We start from the raw sequence: 20,596 nt of genomic DNA on the forward strand, positions 1-20,596 counted from the left end.
CTTTTTATCCGACAGGCCATCCATGACACCCACTGATATTGGCAGCGCCTACGATCAGATCACCTACCTCTGGGAAAGCGAAAAATTCAATCTCGCTAACGGGATAGAGGCGCACAAAAGGGCGCTTTCGTTTGTGAAGGGCCGAGGAAAGGCACTCGATATCGGTTGTGGGTGTACCGGCCGCTTTATCGACTTCTTGCAACAAGAAGGCTTTACGCCTGAAGGCGTGGATATTTCCGATGAAATGCTGCGCCTCGCTAAGCAGAAGCACCCTGACGTGACCTTTCACCACCAGGATATTTGCCAGTGGCAGCCGCTGGAAAAATACGACTTTATTACCGCCTGGGACAGCATTTGGCATATTCCGCTAGTGCAGCAGGAAAGTGTGATGACCAAACTTATCGGAAGCCTGAATAAGGGTGGGGTACTGATCTTCTTTTTCGGCGGTACCGACGAACCTGGTGGGCATACCGATAGTTTTATGGGGCCCGAGGTCTACTACTCTACGCTTGGCACAAACGGCTTCGTATCCTTATTGATGAAGTTAGGCGCGGTGTGCAGACATCTGGAGTACGATCAGCACCCGGAGTTGCATACTTATTTGATAGTGCAGAAAAGGTAGCGTCGTGCTTTTCATCAATTAACTATTATCAGGACTGATCGTAATGTCCGCCGATGGCAAAAATATAAATAGCTTTGTCATCGAACCGGTAGATCAGCCGATCTCTTTGTGAAATGCGCCTTGACCACAAGCCAGAAAGATTGTGTCTGAGTGGCTCGGGTTTTCCGATACCAGCCGTTGGATCGTCAGAGCGGAGCATTTCTTTTAAGAGTTTGCAGAGCGCTTTATGCAGCTTCTTATCTGTTTCACGCATTTTTTCATAGGCTTCCCACGTACGGCCCTCAAATACCAGTGATCTCATTCATCTGCTCATTATCAGGTTGGTATCCTTGACCACGACTATGGGTATCTAGAGAAGCCGCAATTTGTTGCATGAGGTCTCGGTTCTGAAGCACATGCAGTGTTTCTTGCTCTCTTTCCCAGTCCTCAGCGCTAATCACCACAAACGCCTCTCCGGCACGACGGGTTACCTTTAAGGGTTCGTGCTGGCTAATCACTTGTTCTACTACGCTTTTCAGGTTGTCTCTGAATTTGTTAACACTGATAATATCCATAACGTCACCATAATGTACGGAAATTCCGTACAACTATATCTCACTAGCTCCGACAAGGCCAAGCGCAGCGATAGCTTTATCGCTGCGCTTGGCCTAGATTTCCTGAATTCATAGTTGCACGTGCTGGTAATATTGTGCAGCTAATAATACTTTGTCTGCATGATGTTGCTGTCTAAAAATCTGCTAATGGTCGATGTGAATGGTCAGTCCCTCTTTCCCCATAGCAATATGGTCAGCGAGTATATTTTGCTGATACTCCCCACCATTTTGCCGCCGGAATGGAATAGGGGATTCATTAAAAAGATTTTCGAGGCGTAGACGCCAAGCGGCTAGCTCCTTCGCTACGCTGACTTTCGAAAGTTTGCCGGTGCCATACACGGCATGGGTTGGCAGTACATCCATACCTGGGAAAAACAGGGCGCCGTGGGTGATGGGGAATAGCAATTCCTCCAAGGGGCCATTAATACCTCGGGGTGAATAGTCCTCCGCTGGGCCACCCACCATTACCGACAGTAATGCCCGTTTGCCTTTGAGAATACCGTCTCCATAGCGATAACGATTGCCTTCATCTTTGTATCCGTAAGCAAATCCATAGGCGTACACCCGGTCTATCCAGCCTTTGAGAATGGCGGGCATACCAAACCACCACAAGGGAAAGTGGAATATGACGGCGTCGGCGGCAAGCAGCTTGTCCTGCTCTGCGGCGACATCCTGCGTCTGCTGGTGAGTGGCATAGGCGTGCTGCGACTCTTGAATAAAGCCTAGCCGGTCATTATTTATACGGTTGGGGAAATCGTGCTCATCAAACGTCGCTTTCCAACCCATGCCATATAGGTCTGACTGCAGCACGGTTTGGCCTTGTCGCTCCAGTATTTGTACCGTTTCAGTTACGAACCGGCGGGTCAATGATGTGGGTTCTGGGTGCGCATACACAATCAATATGGTCTTGGACACTCTAATTCTCCTACAGGCGAATTTACTTGGTGGATACGCTAGAGATTGTGGGCAAGAATAAGCTATCAATAAAATTAATAGTTTTATGATCTACTATATAAAATATGGATAATAAAAGGCTGGATCTTAATTTGTTGGTGACCTTAGAGGCTTTGCTTGAAGAGCAAAATGTCACGAGAGCCGCCGCACGGCTGCATCTTAGTCAGCCTGCCGTCAGCGCTCAGCTGAGCCGCCTTAGGGATATGTTCAACGACCCGCTGCTCATTCCGGCTCACCGCGGGATGATGCCTACCACCAAAGCGTTGGAGTTACTTACCCCACTACGTATTGCACTGGATCAGGTGCGAGAGACGCTGATAACGCACCAGCACTTTGAACCTGCCCAAGCGTCGCTGACCATTACGATTGCATGCACCGATTACCTTCAAGCGGTCATTGGATTGGCGGTCATGAACGAATTAAGGCGTCAAGCACCTGGCATTAGAATCGCCATACGTAGTCTGGAGCCACCCAGGCTGGAAGCTCAAATGGCACGGGGTGAAGTGGATCTTGCGCTCATGACACCCGAAGAGGCGCCCAAGGTTTTACGAATCAGGCCGCTGTATGATGAGAACTATGTGCTGGTTGGGTGCTGGAATCACTCACAGCTAAGTGAAGAAATGACGATTGAAGAGTATGTCCAGCTCGAGCATGTAATCGTTTCGCTCAGCGGAGGCGATTTTTCCACTCAGGTGGATCAGGTCTTACAAACATTGGGCTATAGACGCAATGTTGTTCTGTCGACATCTTCATTCCTGTTCGTCCTTGAGATTGTTGCTCACTCACGTTTTGTAGCACTGGTGCCGCGGCGTTTAGTTGCCCAGCGTTCCGACCTTAAAATTGTTGAATCCCCCATTAAATCACTGGGATTCAAAGTCGGTATGGTGTGGCATGAGCGCAATCATGGTCATAGTGCGCATCGTTGGGTGCGTGAGCAAATATCACGTATCCTTTGCGCGAAATAAACGTTGATCAAGCCGTCATATTAGCAGCGTCCAGCCCCAACTCCCGCTTAAGCCACTCTGCCAGTGGTTCGCTTCGGCGGCTATCGGCTTGGCTGGGCAACCACAGGCAGAGGCGCGCAGGGGTTTGGATACTTCCCCAAGGGGCCACCAGCCTGCCACTCCTCAAGTCGTCTTCCACCAATAGCCTCGGCGCGATGGCGATACCCAGGCCTGCCACTGCCGCTTCCATCAAGTAGTAAAGGTGATCGAACCTCTGGCCTCTGCTGAGCGCCGCCTCAAGCTCTGCCAGCTCCAGCCCTTTGGCAGTGGCCCACTGCGGCCACGCCTGGGGGCGGGAAGATGTATACAAGAGCTTATTGGCAAGCAGCGATTCGGGCTTGGTCGCATCGCACTGGGCCGCTAGCTGTGGGCTTGCCACCGCACATATCTGCTCTTCCATCAGCTCGAATACCTCAACACCTGCGGGCCAGGGCGGCTCGGCAAACGCCAGGGTGGCGCTGGCATCCGTTTGCGTGCCCGGCTGCTCGCTTTCACTCACCACCACCTGCAATTTCAGCTGGGGCAGCTCGCGGTGCAGACGATCCAGGCGGGGAATTAGCCAGCGGGCCAAAAGGCTGCCAGGGCAGGCCAGGGTGAAAGGAGCCTCTTCAACATCACGCTTGAGCGCTGCGCAACTATCCTTCAAGCGTGAAAACGCTTCACCAACACCACTCTGCAGTCGCTCCCCGTGCGAGGTCAGTACAATACCTCGGCCCGCTTTGGCAAAAAGTGCTACTCCAAAATGGTCATCCAGGCTCTTTAGCTGGCGGCTGACAGCACCGTGAGTCACGCTTAGCTCATCGGCAGCGGCGGTCACGCTACCCAAACGGGCAGTGGCTTCAAAGGCGCGCAGGGCGCTAAGCGGTGGCATGCTGTTTTGCATTAATACGTGACTCCAGCTCACATGTTGGTGACATCTTATCGATTTTTATCCCGGCCTGCTTGCGCTACTTTCATTGCATTGTTTGATAACGCATTCAGAGGTCGTGATGAATCAACCTGTAGACGTATCCCAGAGCCTGCCCGATGCCAACGGTTTGTTTGGCAACTTTGGCGGCCGCTTTGTCGCCGAAACGCTGATGCCACTGATTCTAGAGCTGCAAGACGAATACACCATCGCCAAGAACGACCCCGAATTCCAGCGCCAGTTGGCCTACTTCCAGGGTGATTATGTGGGTCGGCCAAGCCCGCTCTACTTCGCTGAACGGCTGACCGAGCACTTTGGCGGGGCGAGCATTTATCTCAAACGCGAAGAGCTGAATCACACCGGCGCGCACAAGATTAACAACTGCATCGGTCAGGTGTTGTTGGCTAAGCAGATGGGCAAAAAGCGCATCATCGCGGAAACCGGTGCAGGCATGCACGGCGTTGCCACCGCTACCGTTGCGGCGCGCTTTGGTTTGCCCTGTGTCATCTATATGGGCGCAACCGACATCGAACGCCAGCAGCCCAATGTATTCCGCATGAAGCTGCTGGGCGCGGAAGTGATCCCCGTTACCTCGGGCACCGGTACGCTAAAAGACGCCATGAACGAAGCGCTGCGTGACTGGGTAACGAATGTCGACGACACCTTCTACATTATTGGCACCGTGGCTGGGCCACACCCGTACCCGGCCATGGTACGTGATTTTCAGGCCGTAATCGGTCATGAAACCCGCGCCCAAATGCTGGAAAAGAAAGGTCGCCTACCGGACTCGCTGGTGGCTTGCATTGGTGGCGGTTCAAACGCCATGGGGCTGTTTCACCCCTTCCTGAATGACCTCGACGTGAAGATGATTGGCGTGGAAGCGGGTGGCAAGGGCGTTAAAAGCGGCCTACATGCGGCCAGCCTGAACGGCGGCACCCCCGGCGTGCTGCACGGCAACCGCACTTACTTGCTGCAAAACGAAGATGGCCAGATTATCGACGCTCACTCGATTTCCGCCGGGCTGGATTACCCCGGTATCGGGCCGGAGCACGCATGGTTGCACGAGCAGGGGCGGGTCGAGTACGTCTCTGCCACTGACGATGAAGCGCTGGAAGCTTTTCAGGTCTGCTGCCGCCAGGAGGGCATTATTCCCGCCCTGGAGACCGCCCATGCCCTGGCCGAAGTGGCCAAGCGTGCCCCCAGCCTGCCCCGCGAGCACTTAATGGTGGTCAACCTCAGCGGCCGGGGCGATAAGGACATGATGAGCGTCGCCCATCACCTGGGTGAAAAATTCGGGGTTAAACAGCTGTGAGCGCGACACAGGAGAACGTCATGACCCATACCTCTCGTCTTGAACACTGCTTTGCTTCCCTCAAGCAGCAAAACCGCCCGGCGCTGGTCAGCTATCTCACCGCTGGCGATCCGGACGCCGAGGCCTCCCGCCGCCTGTTGCACGGGTTGCCAAAAGCGGGGGTGGATATTATCGAGCTCGGTATGCCGTTCAGCGACCCCATGGCCGATGGCCCCGCTATCCAAAAAGCCGCGCTGCGTGCCTTGAATAACGGCCAAACACAAGCCAAAACGCTGGAAATGGTGCGCCGTTTCCGTGCAGAAGACAGCACCACGCCCATTGTGCTGATGGGCTACTACAACCCCATATACTGCTATGGTGTCGAGCGTTTCTTGACCGATGCCGCCAAGGCCGGGGTAGATGGCCTGATTGTCGTGGACCTGCCCCCAGAGCATGACGAAGAGCTTTGTACGCCAGCGGCCCAGCACGGCATTGATTTTATTCGCTTGGCTACACCGACCACCGATGCCAAGCGCCTGCCTAAAGTGCTGGCGAACGCTTCCGGGTTTATCTACTACGTTTCTGTGGCGGGCGTCACCGGCGGCAGTGCACCCACACCAGAACGGTTGGAAGGTGCAGTAAGTCAACTGCGCGCACATACCGAGCTACCCATTGCCGTGGGCTTTGGTATTCGTACCGCCGAGCAGGCCGCCACCATTGGCCGTTATAGCGATGCCGTGGTGGTAGGCTCTGCGTTGGTCGACTGTATTGAACACGCCAACACGCCCGATGAAGCCGTGGAGCGTGTGCATGGCCTAGTAAGTGAACTGGCGGATAGTGTCAGGGCGTGTCGGGAGGTGAGAGAACCGCAAACCTATTGATAAAAGGTCAGTAAAGAGCGGGTTGTTGTGAGAACAGGCATTAGAGCAGGCCAACGCGCCTGCTTTTTATTATTCATCTCTCGCCACTTTTAAAGTTACTTATTTCAATTTGGATTTATAACTATCATTTTTTAAGTTTATGGTTTCTTTCGGTACTCCGCTTGGTAATCACCGTTATCCCAACTAGTGTCAATAGGGTTTTAAGCGAGCTGACGCCTTTCCTTATTACATGCTTTTTCAGGGAAAGGCTCTTGGCTTAGGCCACGCATCAAGTTGTTATTCGCAATGGTTACTTATGGGGAACTATTATGAAGCCCGACAACACATTTGACCCTACGCGCCGTCAAGTGGTGGGCGGCCTTGCTACCGGTATGGCCGCTGCTATGGCCGCACCCGCATTCGCCCAGTCATCTTCGACATCGCCATCCGGTGGTGCAGGTAATACCTCAAACACCAATGACTCAGGAGGCACGTTAAACCAAATGCAGGATCCCAAAAGCAAGTACCCCCAACCGCCCTTTGAACGCCAGCCGCTAGAGTGGCCTGGGCTTGCCAGTGAAATGACACCGCGCCCAGACCACGGCGAAGAGAGTTATCGCGGCAGTGGTCGTTTAACCGGAAGAAGGGCACTGATTACCGGTGGAGATTCCGGCATTGGCCGTGCGGCTGCCATTGCCTATGCTCGCGAAGGCGCTGATGTGGCGATTAACTACCTGCCCGCGGAAGAGTCAGATGCGCGCGAAGTGATTGAGCTTATTGAAGCGGAAGGGCGTACCGCGGCGGCTATTCCAGGCGATCTCCGTGATGCATCGTTTTGTAGCGAGTTAGTGGAAAAGGCCGTTGAGCAATTAGGCGGGTTAGATATTTTGGTCAATAACGCTGGTCGCCAGCAGTGGCAGCCGTCGATTATGGATATTAGCCATGAAGCCTTCGACGACACCATGAAGACCAACCTCTACGCCATGTACTGGATCACCCAGGCGGCCATTCCGCACATGGAGCCTGGGTCAGTGATCATTAATACCACCTCAGTGGTGGCTTACGATCCGCCTAAAATCCTACTCGATTACTCCATGACCAAAGCGGCCATCGTCGCGTTCACCAAAGCGCTGGCGAAGCAGCTGGCCGAGCAAGGTATTCGCGTCAACGGCGTCGCGCCCGGCCCGTTCTGGACTCCACTTCAGCCCAGTGGTGGCCAGCCACAAGACGCCGTGGAAACGTTTGGCGAAAGCACGCCGCTTGGTCGCCCCGGCCAGCCGGTAGAGTTGGCCGGCACTTATGTACTGCTGGCCTCGCCAGAATCCAGCTACACCACTGGCAATATACACGGCGCGGGCGGTGGCGCTGGTGATCCCTAAGCTTTTCTAGCGGGTTTTTACTAACCTGCTTTTTCGGCCTGACCTTCAACGATTCAGGCCATTGCAGTGGTTGCTCGGTTCTTGGAAGAGAATCGAGCAACCAATTCTCTCCGTCTCAAGAATATTTGATAGCGTGGATTCCGTGCTATCGTGCTTTATGCTCGTAAACTTAAAAAACAAAGCGGAGCAGTTAGAGCACGACGATATATGAAGCATTTACGCTTTGTCGCATGGGCAGGAAATGGCTTAAATATATTCGATATAAAACAGTACTTATCAATGGTGACGCCGCCTATTAATGGCAGGCAATAACCATTAAAGCGTTTACAAACTAGAGAGAAATAATGGGAAAGCTCCTTTCACTAATCGTAATAGTAGCGCTTGGCTACACTGGCATTTACTTCTATTACGGCGTGGTCGTTGAGCGGGAGATCCAAGAACAGCTGGATGACCGTGGCCTCTCCGCTGTTAGCATTGATAACGTTGAGTACGATGTGCTGGCGCCCGTTAGTACCTCAGCAGATATAGCTGTCACCGTCACTTATCGCGGCTCGCAAGCAACGCTGGATTTGGCAGTACAGGGCCACCCCCTGTTTTCTGATGAAGTCACGGTCGAATTTGATGGTTTACAAGCACTACGGCTGGGCATCAGCTTCGGGCAGTAAAATGCAATAGCCTACTAAACTGCCGAGTGGCGTGGGCAAACTTAATGAGTGTTTAAATCAGTGCTGGGACGGCCATTCTGTTAGCTCGTGTAAACATAAGGACGTGACATGCCGCATCACATCACTAACCGAAAACGCAGTTATCGAACATCGTTACCCAAAGATAGTTTTTTATGGGAAGGCCTGAATGCTTCAGCCTATATCGCGGGTGCCGCTGCCTTTGTGATAGGCAGTGTCTTCTTCCTGCCAGCCTTTGAGAACTACATGGCGGCAGGGGCCGGGCTGTTCATTTTGGGCTCGTTAATCTATCTAGCGGTGGCGGCAAACGATTGCATAGAAATCATCAGTTATTACCGCCGTCACCCCTCGCACGGCAAGAAGACCATGCTCGAGTTTATAATGTCGGCAGGGTATATCATCGGCAGTGTACTGTTCCTGATAGGCAGCGCCTTGTTTCTGCCCAGCGTGGGCTGGGAAAGAGGGGGCGCCTGGTGCTTTATCGTTGGCAGTGTTCTGTTTACGGTTGGCGCGACGGTCAACGTGACGCAGATCACTCAGGCGGGAACCTTAGTGGTCTTGCAGCTACTCAATGCCGTTGCCATCTCGTTTGTCATCGGCTCCATCCTGTTTTTGGCCGCCTCGATTCCTTATCTCTGGCCGAGCTATCAGACACCGCTTGCCCATGCACTGCACACCTACTTGTGTGCTCAGTTTATTTTCGCCAGCCTGCTGTTTCTCGCCGGAGGAGTCGTCAACTTCTACAGAGCCTATCGGGCTCACCAAGACCATCAACAAAACCCAGACGTAAAGAACCAGTGCCTCACCGAATAAGGTTTATTGAACACTGGTTTTAATGGCTAATCGTCAGTAGGGCAATGCAGCTTACGGACAATTGCTAGCCGTCATCGTAGACCGGGAAGCTATTAAGGGGGCGGTATAAACCGCCCTCAAACTGTCCTCAAACAACCGGCACGGTACCCCCATCGATCACATACTCCGTGCCCGTGATGGTGGCTGCCAGCGGTGATGCCAGAAACGCAATCAGGTTGGCCACTTCTGCAGGTTTTGATGGCCGGCCAATCGGGATGCCGCCCAGCGAATTCATGATGATCTGCTTGCCGCCGGCGTAATCGGTGCCTGCCTCTTGGGCAATCCGTTCGGCCAGCGCAACGGCGGCTTCCGTTTCGATCCAGCCCGGCGACACCCGAACCACACGCACCCCTTTGGGTGACACCTCTTTTGACAAGCTCTTGCTATAGGTGGAGAGCGCCGCCTTGGCCGCCGCATAAGCCGTGGTCGATTCGGGCAGGGGGAGCTCACGCTGAATGGAGGTCACGTGGATAATCACCCCATCGCCCTGGGCCAGCATGCCGGGCAGCAGGGCGCGATCCAGCCGCACGGCGGGAAACAGGTTGATGTCGAGCTCGCGCTGCCACTCCTCCTCCCCAAGGGTAGCGAACCCGCCGCCGGGGGCGGATGAGCCACCCAGTACATGAACGATAATATCGACGCCGCCCAAGCGATCGGTGACCGCATCGGCCACAGTGGCACAGCCTTCGGCCGTCGTCAGGTCAGCAGTTACAAACAGCTCATCGGGCAGGTCAGCGGGGCGAGTACGGGCGGTTGTTAGCACTTGCGCGCCTTCCTCGCGAAAGAGTGCCACCGCGGCCGCACCAACCCCTTTGCTGCCCCCGGTGATCAATACGCGTCGCCCGTCCAAGTTCAGGTGCATTAGTGGATCTCCAATGACTGGATTTGCGACTCGGCAAGCTGGAAAGCGTGGTCAAGTTGCACCGGGCTGCCGGGGAAGTTGCCGGTCACGGTGGCGGTAACCACCATCTTATTGCCTTGTTGGGAAACACTGACCGGCTCGACGCTATACTCAATCTTGGCACGGGTGGCGCGCATCCAAGCTTGAATAGCGGTGTGCCCGCGGTGCGTCTCGCCTTCGTCAAACACACAGGCATCTTGAGTGAAGCAATCCGCAATGTGGGAGGCATCCGCACCGTTGCTGATGCTGAAGTAAGTAGTGATCGCGTCTGGCAGTGACAAGCTCATGATGGTCATCTCTCGTAAGTTAATGTGAGAGAATATTCTGCCTAGACTGACGGGTTATCAAGAACGCACAAAAAGGTAAGTGGCTTACCAATGAGAAAGATTTATACGCCCACTACCGCCGCAAGCGATGTGGAAAATGTATTAAAAATGCTGGAAGGGCGCTGGAAGCTCATTATTCTCTTTCATCTCTTCGATGGAAAAGTGCAGCGCTACTCCGATTTCGAAAAACTCATCCCCGACATCTCCCAGAAAATGCTGGCCCAACAGCTGCGCCAACTGGAAGCGGATGGCATCGTGGCCCGCAAGGTCTACCCCCAGGTGCCGCCAAAAGTGGAGTACCGCCTCACCGAATGGGGGCAAACGCTCTGCCCGGCGCTGGATGCCTTGCTGAAATGGGCCGAGCAGAAGGACCACTTCCAACAGCCAGCCGAACAGAACGATCAAGACACCGCCGCCGCCCAATGAGAGCCGCCTAATGCACTACCGCACCATGACCATCAACGACTATGACGCCGCCATTGCCCTATGGAGCGAGAGTGAAGGCGTGAGGATTCGCGACGCTGATTCACGTGAAGGCATCGAGAAATACCTGCTGCGCAACCCCGGCCTGAGCTTTGTGGCAGAAGTAGAAGGCGAAGGAGATGGAGAAGAAGAGCTGGTGGGAACAATTATGGCGGGCCACGACGGTAAGCGTGGTTATGTGCAGCACCTCTCGGTGGCGGATTCTCACCGCCGGTTAGGCATCGCCACACGGCTGGTAAGCCTCTGCCTGGAAGCGCTCAAGAGCGAAGGCATCCAAAAATCACACCTGATGATTCTTCCCGAGAACGAAGCCGCCCAGACGTTCTGGGCCAATCAGGGCTGGGCGTACCGATCCGATATTCTGCTCTATTCGTTTGTAAATGGAGATAACGAGAACGTTTAGCTGTAGTGCTAGCGCTAGTGCAAGAGACATAACTACAATTATACCTTGTACGTAACTCTGTAATCATTGCACTGAGTCTCACCCAACCCCACCCGCGTCTTCTAACGGTTCTGCGAAGTTTGGGGTCTCAATGGCACCTATTCTTAGCCACCCACACGCCTTCCCTGGCTCTAAAGATGTCACTCGTTTTTCACTGACATATATGGCTGACGAAAGTGGATACTGGCGGTTGCCGAGCTAGAGTCTCAGGGCAAATGACCATCAGTTTTTTTGCCAATGCGGCATCACTGACCGGGATGGCACACAAGGTGCCCGCTTGAATCTCCTCTTCGACGCAAGCCGCCAGCACCAGTGACACGCCAAGGCCAGCTTTGACAGCCTGTTTAACCGCTTCGGTACTGCCCAGTTGCATTGAAACCTTCGGGAACGGCCCTCTTTCGCCAAAGAAATTCGCCAGCAACCGGCCAGTACCTGTTCCGGGTTCACCACCAAGCAAGCTCATTCCGGCAAGGGTTTCCCGGTCTATTTCATGCCAGCCCGCATAGGGGTGATCTGGTCGGGTAATTAAAACCACGGGTTCCTGTCGCCAATCCATTGCCTGGAAGCCAGGTTTCGGGTGCCACCACTCCATCACCGCAATATCCAGCTCGCCGCTGGTCAATTGTCTGGCAATGTTTGGATTGTTATCAATCACAAGGTCCAACTCAGGTACCGCCGGAATGTTCTTGAACGTGCTCACGTAGGGCTGGAGCATGTAAATACCGATGTTAGAACTTGCCCCTACGCGTAAACGCGTACCGCTAACGACTTCTCGGGCACGCTCGTCCAGTTGCAACATACTAAGCGCTAGAGGCATAAGTGCCAGGGCTGCTTTGGTGGGCTCGCATCCCGTTTTACTGCGGCGTATCAACAGGGCACCTAGCTGCTCTTCGAGCTTTTGAATGTGCTGTGAAAGCGTGGGTTGTGCGATACCGAGAGCTTGGGCGGCGGCCTGAAAACGTCGGTGCTGAACCAGTGTGGTAAAACTTTTCAGCCAGACCAAGTTCAGCATGGAGTTGTCTCAGTGATAGTGGGCGAATTAGCCGCATCCTGAGGGCGTTCTCCTTGTAACGCTTGCAGAATGTTGTCGGCAGCACGCTGTTCAATCATCAGCCGCACATCCTGGACGGCAGAGCCAATGTGTGCCGTGAATAGCGTGTTGGGATGTGCTCGCAAAGTGGGGCAAATCTCTTGCGGACGATCCTCTCGAGCCCAATCTTCCATTTCAAAAACATCCGCTGCGTAGCCGCCCAACTGCCCAGACTCCAATGCTTCCAAAACGGCAGCTTCCTGCACTACAGAACCCCGGCATGGGTTGATCAAATAGGCGCCTGGTTTCATCAGGGCCAAGCGCGCAGCGTTCATGGTATGCAGGGTTTGTTTATTGAGCGGCAGGGCCAAAATGACAATGTCGGCTTGCCCGAGCAGCTCTTCAAGCGACTTGCGCGCCACGCCGAGCGTTTCCTCCTCAGCGGCGGGCCAGGCGTCTGGCTGAGAATACAGTAAGGTGGCCCCCCAGCCGTTGAGCCGTGTTGCCACAGCCTTGCCGATGGGGCCCATGCCGACGATACCCACGGTGGCGTCTGCAATCCCAAGCCCATAGAACATTGGCTGCCACCCCCTGAACTGGCCAGAACGAACATACTCGTCGGCTGCCCGAACATGTCGGATTAGGCTAATGGTTAGCCCTATGGTGAGCTCAGCCGTTGGCACCGTCAGCAGGTCCGGTACGAAGGTCAGCCAAACGCCATGACGCGTACAGGCCTCCACATCGAAATTATCGTATCCCTTCAGCGCGGCGCCAATAACTTTCAGCTTGGGGCAGCCAGCTAGAAATTCCTCGCTGACCCGATCCGGCATAAACACCATCATGCCATCTGCGGTTGCCGCGCGGGCCTTTACCTCGGCGGCGGGCAAGGTAGTGTCTGACTGGTTGGTGATTAATTCACAGCTCTGTTCCAGCCTTTCTAGCACACTGTTGTGTACCCGGTGGGTAATGAAAACCCTTGGTTTCATTTGATTTCCTTACTTGAATTTCTTACGAAGATGGCCGCTAAGGCTATCCACCATCGTCACCATAACGAGTATGACAATCAGGATGGCGCTGACTTCCTGGTACTGCATGACACGTAAAGAGCCCATTAGCTCGAAGCCGATCCCGCCAGCCCCCACCATGCCCATGACCGTAGAGGCGCGAAAATTGTATTCCCAGCGATAGATGGAGACATCGGCAAACTGCGGAAGAACCTGCGGCAGCACAGCGTGCCAGTGAACCTGTAATCGAGTCGCGCCAGCAGCATTGGCGGCTTCCACTGGGTCTGGGTCGACATGCTCAATCGCTTCGGCAAAGAATTTACCCACCATCCCGATGGAATGAAGGCCGAGCGCTAGCACGCCCGGCAAGGCGCCAAAACCCACTGCAGCAACGAAGATAATGCCCATGATCAACTCGGGCACCGAGCGCAGAGCATTTAGCAACGTGCGGGTTACGTGGAAGACCACGGGATGGGGCGAGGTATTGCGAGCAGCCAGGAACGCCAGGGGCACGGAAGCGATGACCGCTATTGCCGTGCCAGCAATGCTCATGGCGAGCGTATCGACCAACGGAGACATCCAATCCCTGGCATTGGTGAAATCGGGCGGTAGCGATTCACCCAGCAGGGTGGCGATGGCAGGAACCCCGTTGGCTAGGGTGCGAAAATCCAGCAAGTCCACGTACCAACTAGCCAGGAGAACCACTGCCAGTAACGAGCCCACTTGGAAGAGCTTACTCCGCCAGCCGCGCGCGTGTTCGGCCAGCACCGCGTCAGGAGAGAATGAAGAAAGGGCCGGCGGATCCGTTTTGGTCTGATTCATAACGCCCCCTTACATCTTGGCGAAGTCAAGGTTGAGCAGACTACCCATTTCCCGGATCACATCGTAATCGGAGTCAGTGATAACGGCGAAACCTTCGGCTTTCAGGTTGCTCAGGATTTCTTCATCATCAATGCTAATGAAAGCGTCCTGTATCTCCTGCTTGAGTTCCGGGCTCAAGTTGGAACGCATCGCCCAGGGGTACTGCGGATACTCCCCACTGTGACCCAACACCCTAACCTTGCTGCGATCTATCAGGCCGCGGTCCATCACATGTTCAAAGATCACTTCCGATAGTCCCCCCGCATCTGCATTCCCATTGGCAACGTTCACCGCCACGGCATCATGGGAGCCAACAAAATGGGCTTCATAATCCTTTCCTGCTTCCAAACCAGCCGATTCAAGCAACACGGTTTTGGGAATCAGGTGGCTTGAAGTGGAGGCTCGGTCGCCATAGGCCATCTTCATGCCCTCGATATCGGCATAAGACTCAACGCCGGAATCGACATTGGCAATAATGATGGAGCGGTAGGTGGGCTTGCCATCCACAATCATGGCCGCAAAGGGTTCGATCTCGCTTTTGCTTTTTGCCATTACATAGGAGAGGGGCCCGAAGTAGGCGAGGTCGATGCGACCAAAACGCATGGCTTCGATCATGGAGGAATAATCTGTAGTGACGATTAGCTCAATTTCTTTGCTAAGCGTGCTTTCAAGATAGTCTTTCAATGGCTGGTTGCGTTTGATCAGTTCAGAAGCGTTTTCATCAGGGAGCAGCGCGACTTTTAACAGGTCTGGATTTGGATCAGGATCCGCAGCTAAGGCCGACACGGTCATTCCAGCCATAAGACAGATAGCGAAGAAAAAGCTGAATAGCGGTTTCATTGTGCAATCTCCAGTTTTATCGAAGGGGTATTTGCGGATTGAGGGTTGGGGTTGGTGGTTTCATCGGCTTCGGGCAAAACCCCTGGCGCACCGTGGTAAATCTCATCCAGGTGGCATTGCTGTAACTGTGCCGGGGCTGCATCGAAAACGATTTGGGCATTCGCTAGACCAATAATGCGGTCAGCAAACCGCTGGGCATATTCCAGCTGGTGCAGTGAAATGATGGCGGTAATACCATCTTCACGGCATATGTCTCGCAATAATGTAAGCACTCGCTCAGAGGTTGCCGGGTCAAGGCTGGCCACTGGCTCGTCCGCCAGGATCATGGCGGGCTGCTGCGCCAAGGCACGCGCAATGCCCACGCGCTGCTGCTGGCCTCCGGACAGCTGATCGACCCTGGTAAGCGCCTTCTCAGCCAGGCCTACGCGATCCAGGCAGTGCAGGGCAAGCTCCTGTTCCTGCCTGGGTAGCGGAAACAAACTGCGCCAGGTGCTGTGGTAAGCAAGCCGACCCATCAGCACATTCTGGAGCGCCGTGTGGCGTTCAATGAGCTGATGGTGCTGGAAAACCATGGCGGTTTTGCACCGATGGCGGCGTACCGTAGTAATGGTTTCGAGCGCACCTAGTTCGGCCGATATCACTTTGCCGGTGCTGGGCCGCACCAAGTGGTTGAGGGAGCGCAGTAACGTAGATTTACCTGCACCGGAAAGACCGAGTAGAACCGTAAACTCCCCTTTGTGGAAATCAACGGTGGTGGGTCGGAGTGCGAGAACATTCCCAGGATATGTCACCCCCATTTTCTCGATGCGGAGCATTAAGTCAGAGGATTGAACAGGCTCCATTGGATCACCTTCTGCAATGTATAAGCTCACTTGATTGTGACTTACAATGCAACGTTAGCGCTCCTAGGTGACAAAGCTGTGTCATGCAGATGATAAGTTAATGACCATCAAAGGGGCGGGTAGCATGTAATGACATAAGAAATTGGCGCTTTATAAGTTAAAAAAATTTAATGTTTCTGTGCGCGTGCCGATAATGCATTTTGCTTGGTATCAAGATGCGTTGGGTCTAAACGCTTGAAGTTACCGAGATGGCTTCTACCTGCCCAATGCAACGCGCTGCGGGCTTTCACGAGATCCCCCCATGCTACTTCTAAATCGAAGCGTTAAACTGCGGCTTGCCGTGAGTTTAGGCGCGTGTATCTTGATGTTAATTGTTGTCGGTATTATCGGTCTCTACAGTCTCAGCAAAACCAACGATGCCCTCAACAGGACTTATGAGGGGAACTTACTCACCTTGGGTGATCTTATTAAGGTCAACCAAGCACTGCTCGGCAACCGGGTAAAGATAACGGCCGAGCAGCGTGATCGAACCCCGGCATCTGCTATAACAACGAAGCAAGAGGTAGCGGAGAACGATGCCATTATCGACGCCGCCTGGAGTGATTACTTCCCTGAGCGTGTTTCTGGTGATCAAGAGCGTGCAATAGCCGAAAGCTTTATCGTGTCGCTAGCCAGTCTGCGTGCCGGTATTGACGATATCAACGCGGCAATGATTGGCAATGATTATGACGCCGCCAGAGAGATAGCCACCACCACGCTACGTGCTGAATACCCTAAAGTGCTCACGGCGATTCAGGGCCTTATCGACCTTAACAGCGCCCAAGCCGCCGCCAATAACCAGCAGTCATCAAGTGACTATATTTGGACGCGCAACTTCGTTATAGGCGTTATGCTGGCGGCGATCATCTTCGGCATTCTGCTCTCAATATGGTTGGTTCGCGGCATCATGACACCGCTGGGCAAGGCGCAAGCACTTGCCAACGCCATGGCTGAAGGCAGGCTTGATAACGACGTCGACGCTTCAGCCAAGGATGAGTTTGGTGTGATGCTCAGGGCGTTAAAGAGCATGGAAGCCAAGTTCTCGCAGGTGGTCATGTCCGTTCGTAATAACGCCGAATCCGTGAATGTGGCCGCCGACGAAATCGTGCTAGGCACTGACGACCTCAGCCGCCGGACGCAGGAACAAGCCTCCAGCATCGAACAGACCGCGGCATCGATGGATGAAATCACCTCGACCGTGCGTCAGAACGCCGACAACGCATCCGAAGCCGACAAGCTCGTGCACGATGTTAACCAGCAAGCTAACGCCGGGGGCGAGATCGCAGGTCAAGCCATCAAGGCAATGGAAGGTATCAACGCCTCAAGCCGCAAGATTGCCGGTATCGTCGGCTTGATTGATGAAATCGCCTTCCAGACCAATTTGCTGGCGCTGAACGCCTCGGTAGAAGCCGCACGCGCAGGCGAGCAAGGTCGTGGCTTTGCGGTAGTGGCGAACGAAGTACGCAACCTGGCAGGGCGTAGTGCTGACGCCGCCAAAGATATCAAAAAGCTCGTTGAGGAGAGTATCGGCCAAGTCGACAACGGCTCAAGCCTGGTCAACCGAGCTGGCAAATCGCTCGAAGATATCGTCCACGGCGTTCAGCGCGTCTCGGTGTTGATGGGTGAGATTGCCACTGCCAGCCGCGAGCAGTCCCAAGGTATCGAGCAGGTAAACACCGCCGTCTCGCAAATGGACAGCGTCACCCAGCAGAACGCGAGCCTGGTGGAAGAGTCCAGCTCGGCGGGGCGTTCACTGCAAAGCCAAGCAGAGGCGTTGTTGAACGAGGTGTCGTTCTTTAGAGGAGCGACCAATGGCCAAAACCAACGCGCGCTACCCGCTACGCCAAGACCGCGCGACAGCCAGCCTCGGGCTAGTAAAGGCTTGCCGACTCATGTTCTCGGTAGTAAAAAAGAGACCGAAGAATGGGCATCTTTCTAAACGCCTGAAGCAACCATGAAGCGCCCAGCCAGGGCGCTTTTTTGTGAGCCGAAAGCCTCCGCAAGAAAATTCTGAGCCTACCGATCTGATGTTTTCTTTACTCGTTTGTTAATGGGGATAATTCAAATATCTAGACCAGGACTGTCATAACCTTGTTGGTTCGCCGTCATTATTTGTATGATGGTACGTCTTTCCACGTTAAGCAGAGGTAGTTGTCCAATGAGCCATTGATGCCCGCCGTTGCAATAACGGCCAGTCTCCATTAGCCCCTAAAGCAGGGGGAGTACTTGGCATCGCTGGAATCAACTATGACCACTACCCATCTCACCTTAAAAGGTGTCTCCTACGTTTTGCAGGATGGCAGACCGCTTTTCACCGACCTTCACGAGCAGTTCGACACACGCCCCACGGGGCTGGTGGGTCGCAATGGTGTGGGTAAAACAGTTTTAGCCCAAATTCTCGCGGGTCTGTTGCAACCAACCGCTGGCTATTGTCACTGCCCCAATAGCGTGCATTACCTTGCCCAGCAAGTGGCCCAGTCGAAGGGGGCTTCTGTCGCCGATCTCGCAGGCATTCGAACAACCCTGGACGCATTGGCGCGCATTGAAGCTGGCAGCACCGCACCAGAGGATTTTGAAGCAGTCGATGACCGCTGGGATATGCCCCAGCGGTTTCGCCATGAACTTGAACGCAACGGTTTGGGCTATCTTGAAGCCACAACACCGGCCAACACACTGAGCGGTGGGGAAGCCATGCGGGTTGCCTTAATGGGCACCATGCTCTCGAATGCTGATTTCCTGATTCTTGATGAGCCAAGCAACCATCTCGACCGACCAAACCGCCAAGCACTCATTGAACAACTGCAACGCTGGCCGCGTGGGTTGATTGTGGTAAGTCATGACCGGCAATTGCTGGAATCCATGGAACGTATTGTCGAGCTGTCCCCCTCAGGGCTGCACAGTTATGGTGGCAACTACACTTTCTATGCAGAGGCAAAAGCACACGAGCAGCAAAATGCGGTTGACCAACTCAATAAGCATAAGCTGGAGCGCCAACGCCAAGAAAAGGCGATGCGTAAGCAGCGTGAACGCCAGGAGAAACGGCAGGCCCGCGGAAATCGGCAGGGCAAGGAAGCCAACCAGGCCAAGATACTGCTGGATGGTCAGAAAGAGCGCAGCGAGAACTCCACCGGCGCATTGCGCCAAAAGCAGGCAGCCAGCCGTGATCAGCTTAACCAGCGCGTGCGGGAAGCGGCAAAGCAGGTTGAAAACGAAGCGCACATCACCCTGCATGGGATACCCGTTAATCAGGCCACAAAGCGCAGTTTGGCAGAATTGGAGAGGGTAGAGCTACCGTTCGTCATGGGAGCCACTCGTCACATTCGCCTACAGCTGAGAGGGCAACAGCGCATAGGGGTTGTCGGCCCCAACGGCTGCGGTAAATCCACGCTGCTTCGTGTGCTTGCAGGTCAAATTGAGCCATTATCCGGAACCTGCAAAGTAACCTCTAAAAGCGTCTATCTCGACCAGCGACTAGCGAATCTTGAGCCGGATAAAACCGTGCTCGAACAGCTGCAACTGGCTAACCGCTCAACGACGGAAGGCGAGCTGCGTATGCTACTGGCCCAACTAGGCCTGGACGCGCAGAAGATCACCACACCCAGCGGACTATTAAGCGGAGGTGAACGTCTGAAAGGTGCACTGGCCTGCCTCCTCTACGCCGACTCACCACCGAAACTATTGCTGCTGGATGAGCCAAATAACCACCTCGACCTGCCATCGGCACAAGCGCTGGAAACGCTGTTGCGCAGTTACCAAGGCGCGTTAGTGGTGGTATCCCATGATGATGCGTTTCTGGGAAACCTCGCCCTGACAGACCACCTGATTGCAACCGAACAAGGGTGGCATTTGGAGCCTCAATCCAGCTGAGCTTCTATTGCTGTCTTGTCGATCACCGACCAGACTTCCTGAATCTTATTATCACGGAAGAGGTAGAACGCGTTCTCGCAAAACGTCACTTTTTTGCCGTCCACCGCAAGGCCGAGGAAGCTACCTTTGGGTGTGACATCGAATCGCAACCTGCACGCGACATGGGGTGGATCAACGGTCAAAAGCTCAATGTTGAAGTGAAGATCCGGTATCTGTTCATAATCGGCTTCCAGCATGGCGCGATAACCATCAAGCCCTAGGCACCTGCTGTTGTGGTGGACATCGTTATGCACGAACTGGTCAAGGTTCGTCCAATCCTGATTATTGAGGCAGGTGATGTAATCACGGTAGGTTGCTTCCAGGTCACGTTTGTTCATCTTGGTTCTCCTTTCCTGGTTAGGCGTGAAGGCATTCGCCAAGGGTATACAGGCTCAGTATCATAAGCAGCCTAAACCAAACCACAAAAGTCATCATTCATGTCGTGCCCACCTTGCCCCAATTGCCAATCCGAATTCGTCTATCAGGATCAAAGCCTGTTCATCTGCCCCGAGTGCGCCCACGAATGGAACCCTTCTGAGGCTGAGGCAGAAGACACTGTGACGGTAAAAGATGCCCACGGCACCCTGTTAGCGGAAGGCGATAAGGTAACGATGATCAAAGACCTCAAAGTCAAAGGCAGCTCACTGGTACTCAAGGTAGGCACCAAAGCCGTTATCAAGCGGCTTTTGGACAGCAAAGATCACCAACTGGACTGCAAGGTCGACGGCGCCGGCGACATGATGGTGACCGCCCATTTTGTGAAGAAGGCCTGACTAA

General features: G+C 54.1%; 24 protein-coding genes. 12 read left to right on the forward strand and 12 right to left on the reverse strand.

Annotation, left to right across the window (positions count from 1 at the left end):
* Positions 1 to 22 precede the first annotated feature (22 nt).
* Positions 23 to 622 (forward strand): class I SAM-dependent methyltransferase, encoded by a 600-nt coding sequence (locus tag K7H09_RS00705; protein WP_230803136.1) that lies wholly within the window; start codon positions 23 to 25, stop codon positions 620 to 622.
* A 28-nt stretch (positions 623 to 650) separates the two neighbouring features.
* Here the strand turns inward: K7H09_RS00705 and K7H09_RS00710 are convergent, their stop codons facing one another.
* From K7H09_RS00710 to K7H09_RS00720, 3 genes are all read right to left on the reverse strand, one after another.
* On the reverse strand, positions 651 to 923 hold the full coding sequence (locus tag K7H09_RS00710) for a Txe/YoeB family addiction module toxin (protein ID WP_022522593.1): 273 nt from the start codon (positions 921 to 923) through the stop codon (positions 651 to 653).
* On the reverse strand, positions 904 to 1,176 hold the full coding sequence (locus tag K7H09_RS00715; protein ID WP_035584465.1) for a type II toxin-antitoxin system Phd/YefM family antitoxin: 273 nt from the start codon (positions 1,174 to 1,176) through the stop codon (positions 904 to 906). Before K7H09_RS00715 ends, K7H09_RS00710 begins: the two co-directional genes overlap by 20 nt.
* 183 nt (positions 1,177 to 1,359) lie before the next feature.
* Positions 1,360 to 2,130, reverse strand: a complete 771-nt coding sequence (locus K7H09_RS00720) for an NAD(P)H-dependent oxidoreductase (RefSeq protein ID WP_035584462.1) — start codon at positions 2,128 to 2,130, stop codon at positions 1,360 to 1,362.
* A gap of 137 nt (positions 2,131 to 2,267) precedes the next feature.
* Between K7H09_RS00720 and K7H09_RS00725 the strand changes: the two genes are divergently transcribed.
* Positions 2,268 to 3,134 carry a LysR family transcriptional regulator gene (locus K7H09_RS00725; RefSeq protein ID WP_230803280.1) on the forward strand — a complete coding sequence of 289 codons (867 nt, stop codon included), beginning with the start codon at positions 2,268 to 2,270 and terminating at the stop codon, positions 3,132 to 3,134.
* 7 nt (positions 3,135 to 3,141) lie between these two features.
* Here K7H09_RS00725 and K7H09_RS00730 read toward each other — a convergent pair whose 3' ends face one another.
* Positions 3,142 to 4,056 (reverse strand): LysR family transcriptional regulator, encoded by a 915-nt coding sequence (locus tag K7H09_RS00730; protein WP_161463037.1) that lies wholly within the window; start codon positions 4,054 to 4,056, stop codon positions 3,142 to 3,144.
* 106 nt (positions 4,057 to 4,162) lie between these two features.
* On the opposite strand from K7H09_RS00730, the gene trpB reads away from it, so the two are divergent.
* From trpB to K7H09_RS00755, 5 genes are all read left to right on the forward strand, one after another.
* On the forward strand, positions 4,163 to 5,392 hold the full coding sequence (gene trpB / locus K7H09_RS00735) for a tryptophan synthase subunit beta (RefSeq protein WP_161463036.1): 1,230 nt from the start codon (positions 4,163 to 4,165) through the stop codon (positions 5,390 to 5,392).
* Between the two features lie 20 nt (positions 5,393 to 5,412).
* Positions 5,413 to 6,252, forward strand: coding sequence for a tryptophan synthase subunit alpha (gene trpA, locus K7H09_RS00740; RefSeq protein WP_230803137.1), 840 nt, complete (start codon positions 5,413 to 5,415; stop codon positions 6,250 to 6,252).
* Positions 6,253 to 6,560: 308 nt separating this feature from the next.
* A complete protein-coding gene (locus tag K7H09_RS00745) occupies positions 6,561 to 7,610 on the forward strand; it encodes an SDR family oxidoreductase (protein ID WP_230803140.1) in 1,050 nt (349 codons plus the stop codon).
* Positions 7,611 to 7,954: 344 nt separating this feature from the next.
* The gene (locus K7H09_RS00750; RefSeq protein ID WP_230803142.1) at positions 7,955 to 8,275 is read left to right on the forward strand and encodes a YdgA family protein; all 321 of its coding nucleotides are present in this window, start codon (positions 7,955 to 7,957) and stop codon (positions 8,273 to 8,275) included.
* A gap of 108 nt (positions 8,276 to 8,383) precedes the next feature.
* Entirely contained in the window at positions 8,384 to 9,106 is a 723-nt protein-coding gene (locus K7H09_RS00755; RefSeq protein ID WP_230803143.1) for a YrhK family protein, read from the forward strand.
* 127 nt (positions 9,107 to 9,233) lie between these two features.
* Here the strand turns inward: K7H09_RS00755 and K7H09_RS00760 are convergent, their stop codons facing one another.
* Both K7H09_RS00760 and K7H09_RS00765 read right to left on the reverse strand, forming a co-directional pair.
* Complete coding sequence (locus K7H09_RS00760; RefSeq protein WP_230803152.1) at positions 9,234 to 10,007, reverse strand: SDR family oxidoreductase; 774 nt, start codon at positions 10,005 to 10,007, stop codon at positions 9,234 to 9,236.
* Positions 10,007 to 10,333: a nuclear transport factor 2 family protein gene (locus K7H09_RS00765; RefSeq protein WP_230803154.1), complete on the reverse strand. Its 327-nt coding sequence runs from the start codon at positions 10,331 to 10,333 to the stop codon at positions 10,007 to 10,009. The genes K7H09_RS00760 and K7H09_RS00765 overlap by 1 nt, the downstream gene beginning before the upstream one ends.
* A gap of 90 nt (positions 10,334 to 10,423) precedes the next feature.
* On the opposite strand from K7H09_RS00765, the gene K7H09_RS00770 reads away from it, so the two are divergent.
* Together K7H09_RS00770 and K7H09_RS00775 are read left to right on the forward strand one after the other, a co-directional pair.
* Positions 10,424 to 10,798 (forward strand): winged helix-turn-helix transcriptional regulator, encoded by a 375-nt coding sequence (locus K7H09_RS00770; protein ID WP_230803156.1) that lies wholly within the window; start codon positions 10,424 to 10,426, stop codon positions 10,796 to 10,798.
* 10 nt (positions 10,799 to 10,808) lie between these two features.
* Entirely contained in the window at positions 10,809 to 11,258 is a 450-nt protein-coding gene (locus K7H09_RS00775) for a GNAT family N-acetyltransferase (protein WP_199284850.1), read from the forward strand.
* A gap of 190 nt (positions 11,259 to 11,448) precedes the next feature.
* Here the strand turns inward: K7H09_RS00775 and K7H09_RS00780 are convergent, their stop codons facing one another.
* Genes K7H09_RS00780 through phnC form a run of 5 tightly spaced genes read right to left on the reverse strand, consistent with a single transcriptional unit; the run spans position 11,449 to position 15,874 of the window.
* On the reverse strand, positions 11,449 to 12,309 hold the full coding sequence (locus K7H09_RS00780) for a LysR family transcriptional regulator (protein ID WP_133733740.1): 861 nt from the start codon (positions 12,307 to 12,309) through the stop codon (positions 11,449 to 11,451).
* A complete protein-coding gene (locus K7H09_RS00785) occupies positions 12,303 to 13,313 on the reverse strand; it encodes a phosphonate dehydrogenase (RefSeq protein ID WP_230803158.1) in 1,011 nt (336 codons plus the stop codon). The genes K7H09_RS00780 and K7H09_RS00785 overlap by 7 nt, the downstream gene beginning before the upstream one ends.
* A 9-nt stretch (positions 13,314 to 13,322) precedes the next feature.
* A complete protein-coding gene (gene phnE, locus K7H09_RS00790) occupies positions 13,323 to 14,153 on the reverse strand; it encodes a phosphonate ABC transporter, permease protein PhnE (protein WP_176301979.1) in 831 nt (276 codons plus the stop codon).
* Between the two features lie 9 nt (positions 14,154 to 14,162).
* Positions 14,163 to 15,032, reverse strand: a complete 870-nt coding sequence (gene phnD, locus K7H09_RS00795; RefSeq protein WP_230803160.1) for a phosphate/phosphite/phosphonate ABC transporter substrate-binding protein — start codon at positions 15,030 to 15,032, stop codon at positions 14,163 to 14,165.
* Positions 15,029 to 15,874, reverse strand: coding sequence for a phosphonate ABC transporter ATP-binding protein (phnC, locus tag K7H09_RS00800; protein WP_230803162.1), 846 nt, complete (start codon positions 15,872 to 15,874; stop codon positions 15,029 to 15,031). Before phnC ends, phnD begins: the two co-directional genes overlap by 4 nt.
* A 301-nt stretch (positions 15,875 to 16,175) precedes the next feature.
* Between phnC and K7H09_RS00805 the strand changes: the two genes are divergently transcribed.
* Together K7H09_RS00805 and K7H09_RS00810 are read left to right on the forward strand one after the other, a co-directional pair.
* Positions 16,176 to 17,852, forward strand: coding sequence for a methyl-accepting chemotaxis protein (locus tag K7H09_RS00805; RefSeq protein WP_269063910.1), 1,677 nt, complete (start codon positions 16,176 to 16,178; stop codon positions 17,850 to 17,852).
* Between the two features lie 308 nt (positions 17,853 to 18,160).
* Positions 18,161 to 19,780, forward strand: coding sequence for an ABC-F family ATP-binding cassette domain-containing protein (locus tag K7H09_RS00810; protein WP_230803165.1), 1,620 nt, complete (start codon positions 18,161 to 18,163; stop codon positions 19,778 to 19,780).
* Here the strand turns inward: K7H09_RS00810 and K7H09_RS00815 are convergent.
* Entirely contained in the window at positions 19,768 to 20,157 is a 390-nt protein-coding gene (locus tag K7H09_RS00815) for an ester cyclase (RefSeq protein WP_161463006.1), read from the reverse strand. The two genes, K7H09_RS00810 and K7H09_RS00815, sit on opposite strands and share 13 nt — an antisense overlap.
* A gap of 99 nt (positions 20,158 to 20,256) precedes the next feature.
* Here K7H09_RS00815 and K7H09_RS00820 point away from each other — a divergent pair, with 99 nt between their 5' ends.
* Complete coding sequence (locus tag K7H09_RS00820) at positions 20,257 to 20,592, forward strand: zinc ribbon domain-containing protein YjdM (protein WP_161463005.1); 336 nt, start codon at positions 20,257 to 20,259, stop codon at positions 20,590 to 20,592.
* The last annotated feature ends 4 nt before the right edge of the window (positions 20,593 to 20,596 follow it).

The organism is Halomonas sp. IOP_14, assembly GCF_021021315.1.
Lineage (GTDB): Bacteria > Pseudomonadota > Gammaproteobacteria > Pseudomonadales > Halomonadaceae > Vreelandella > Vreelandella titanicae.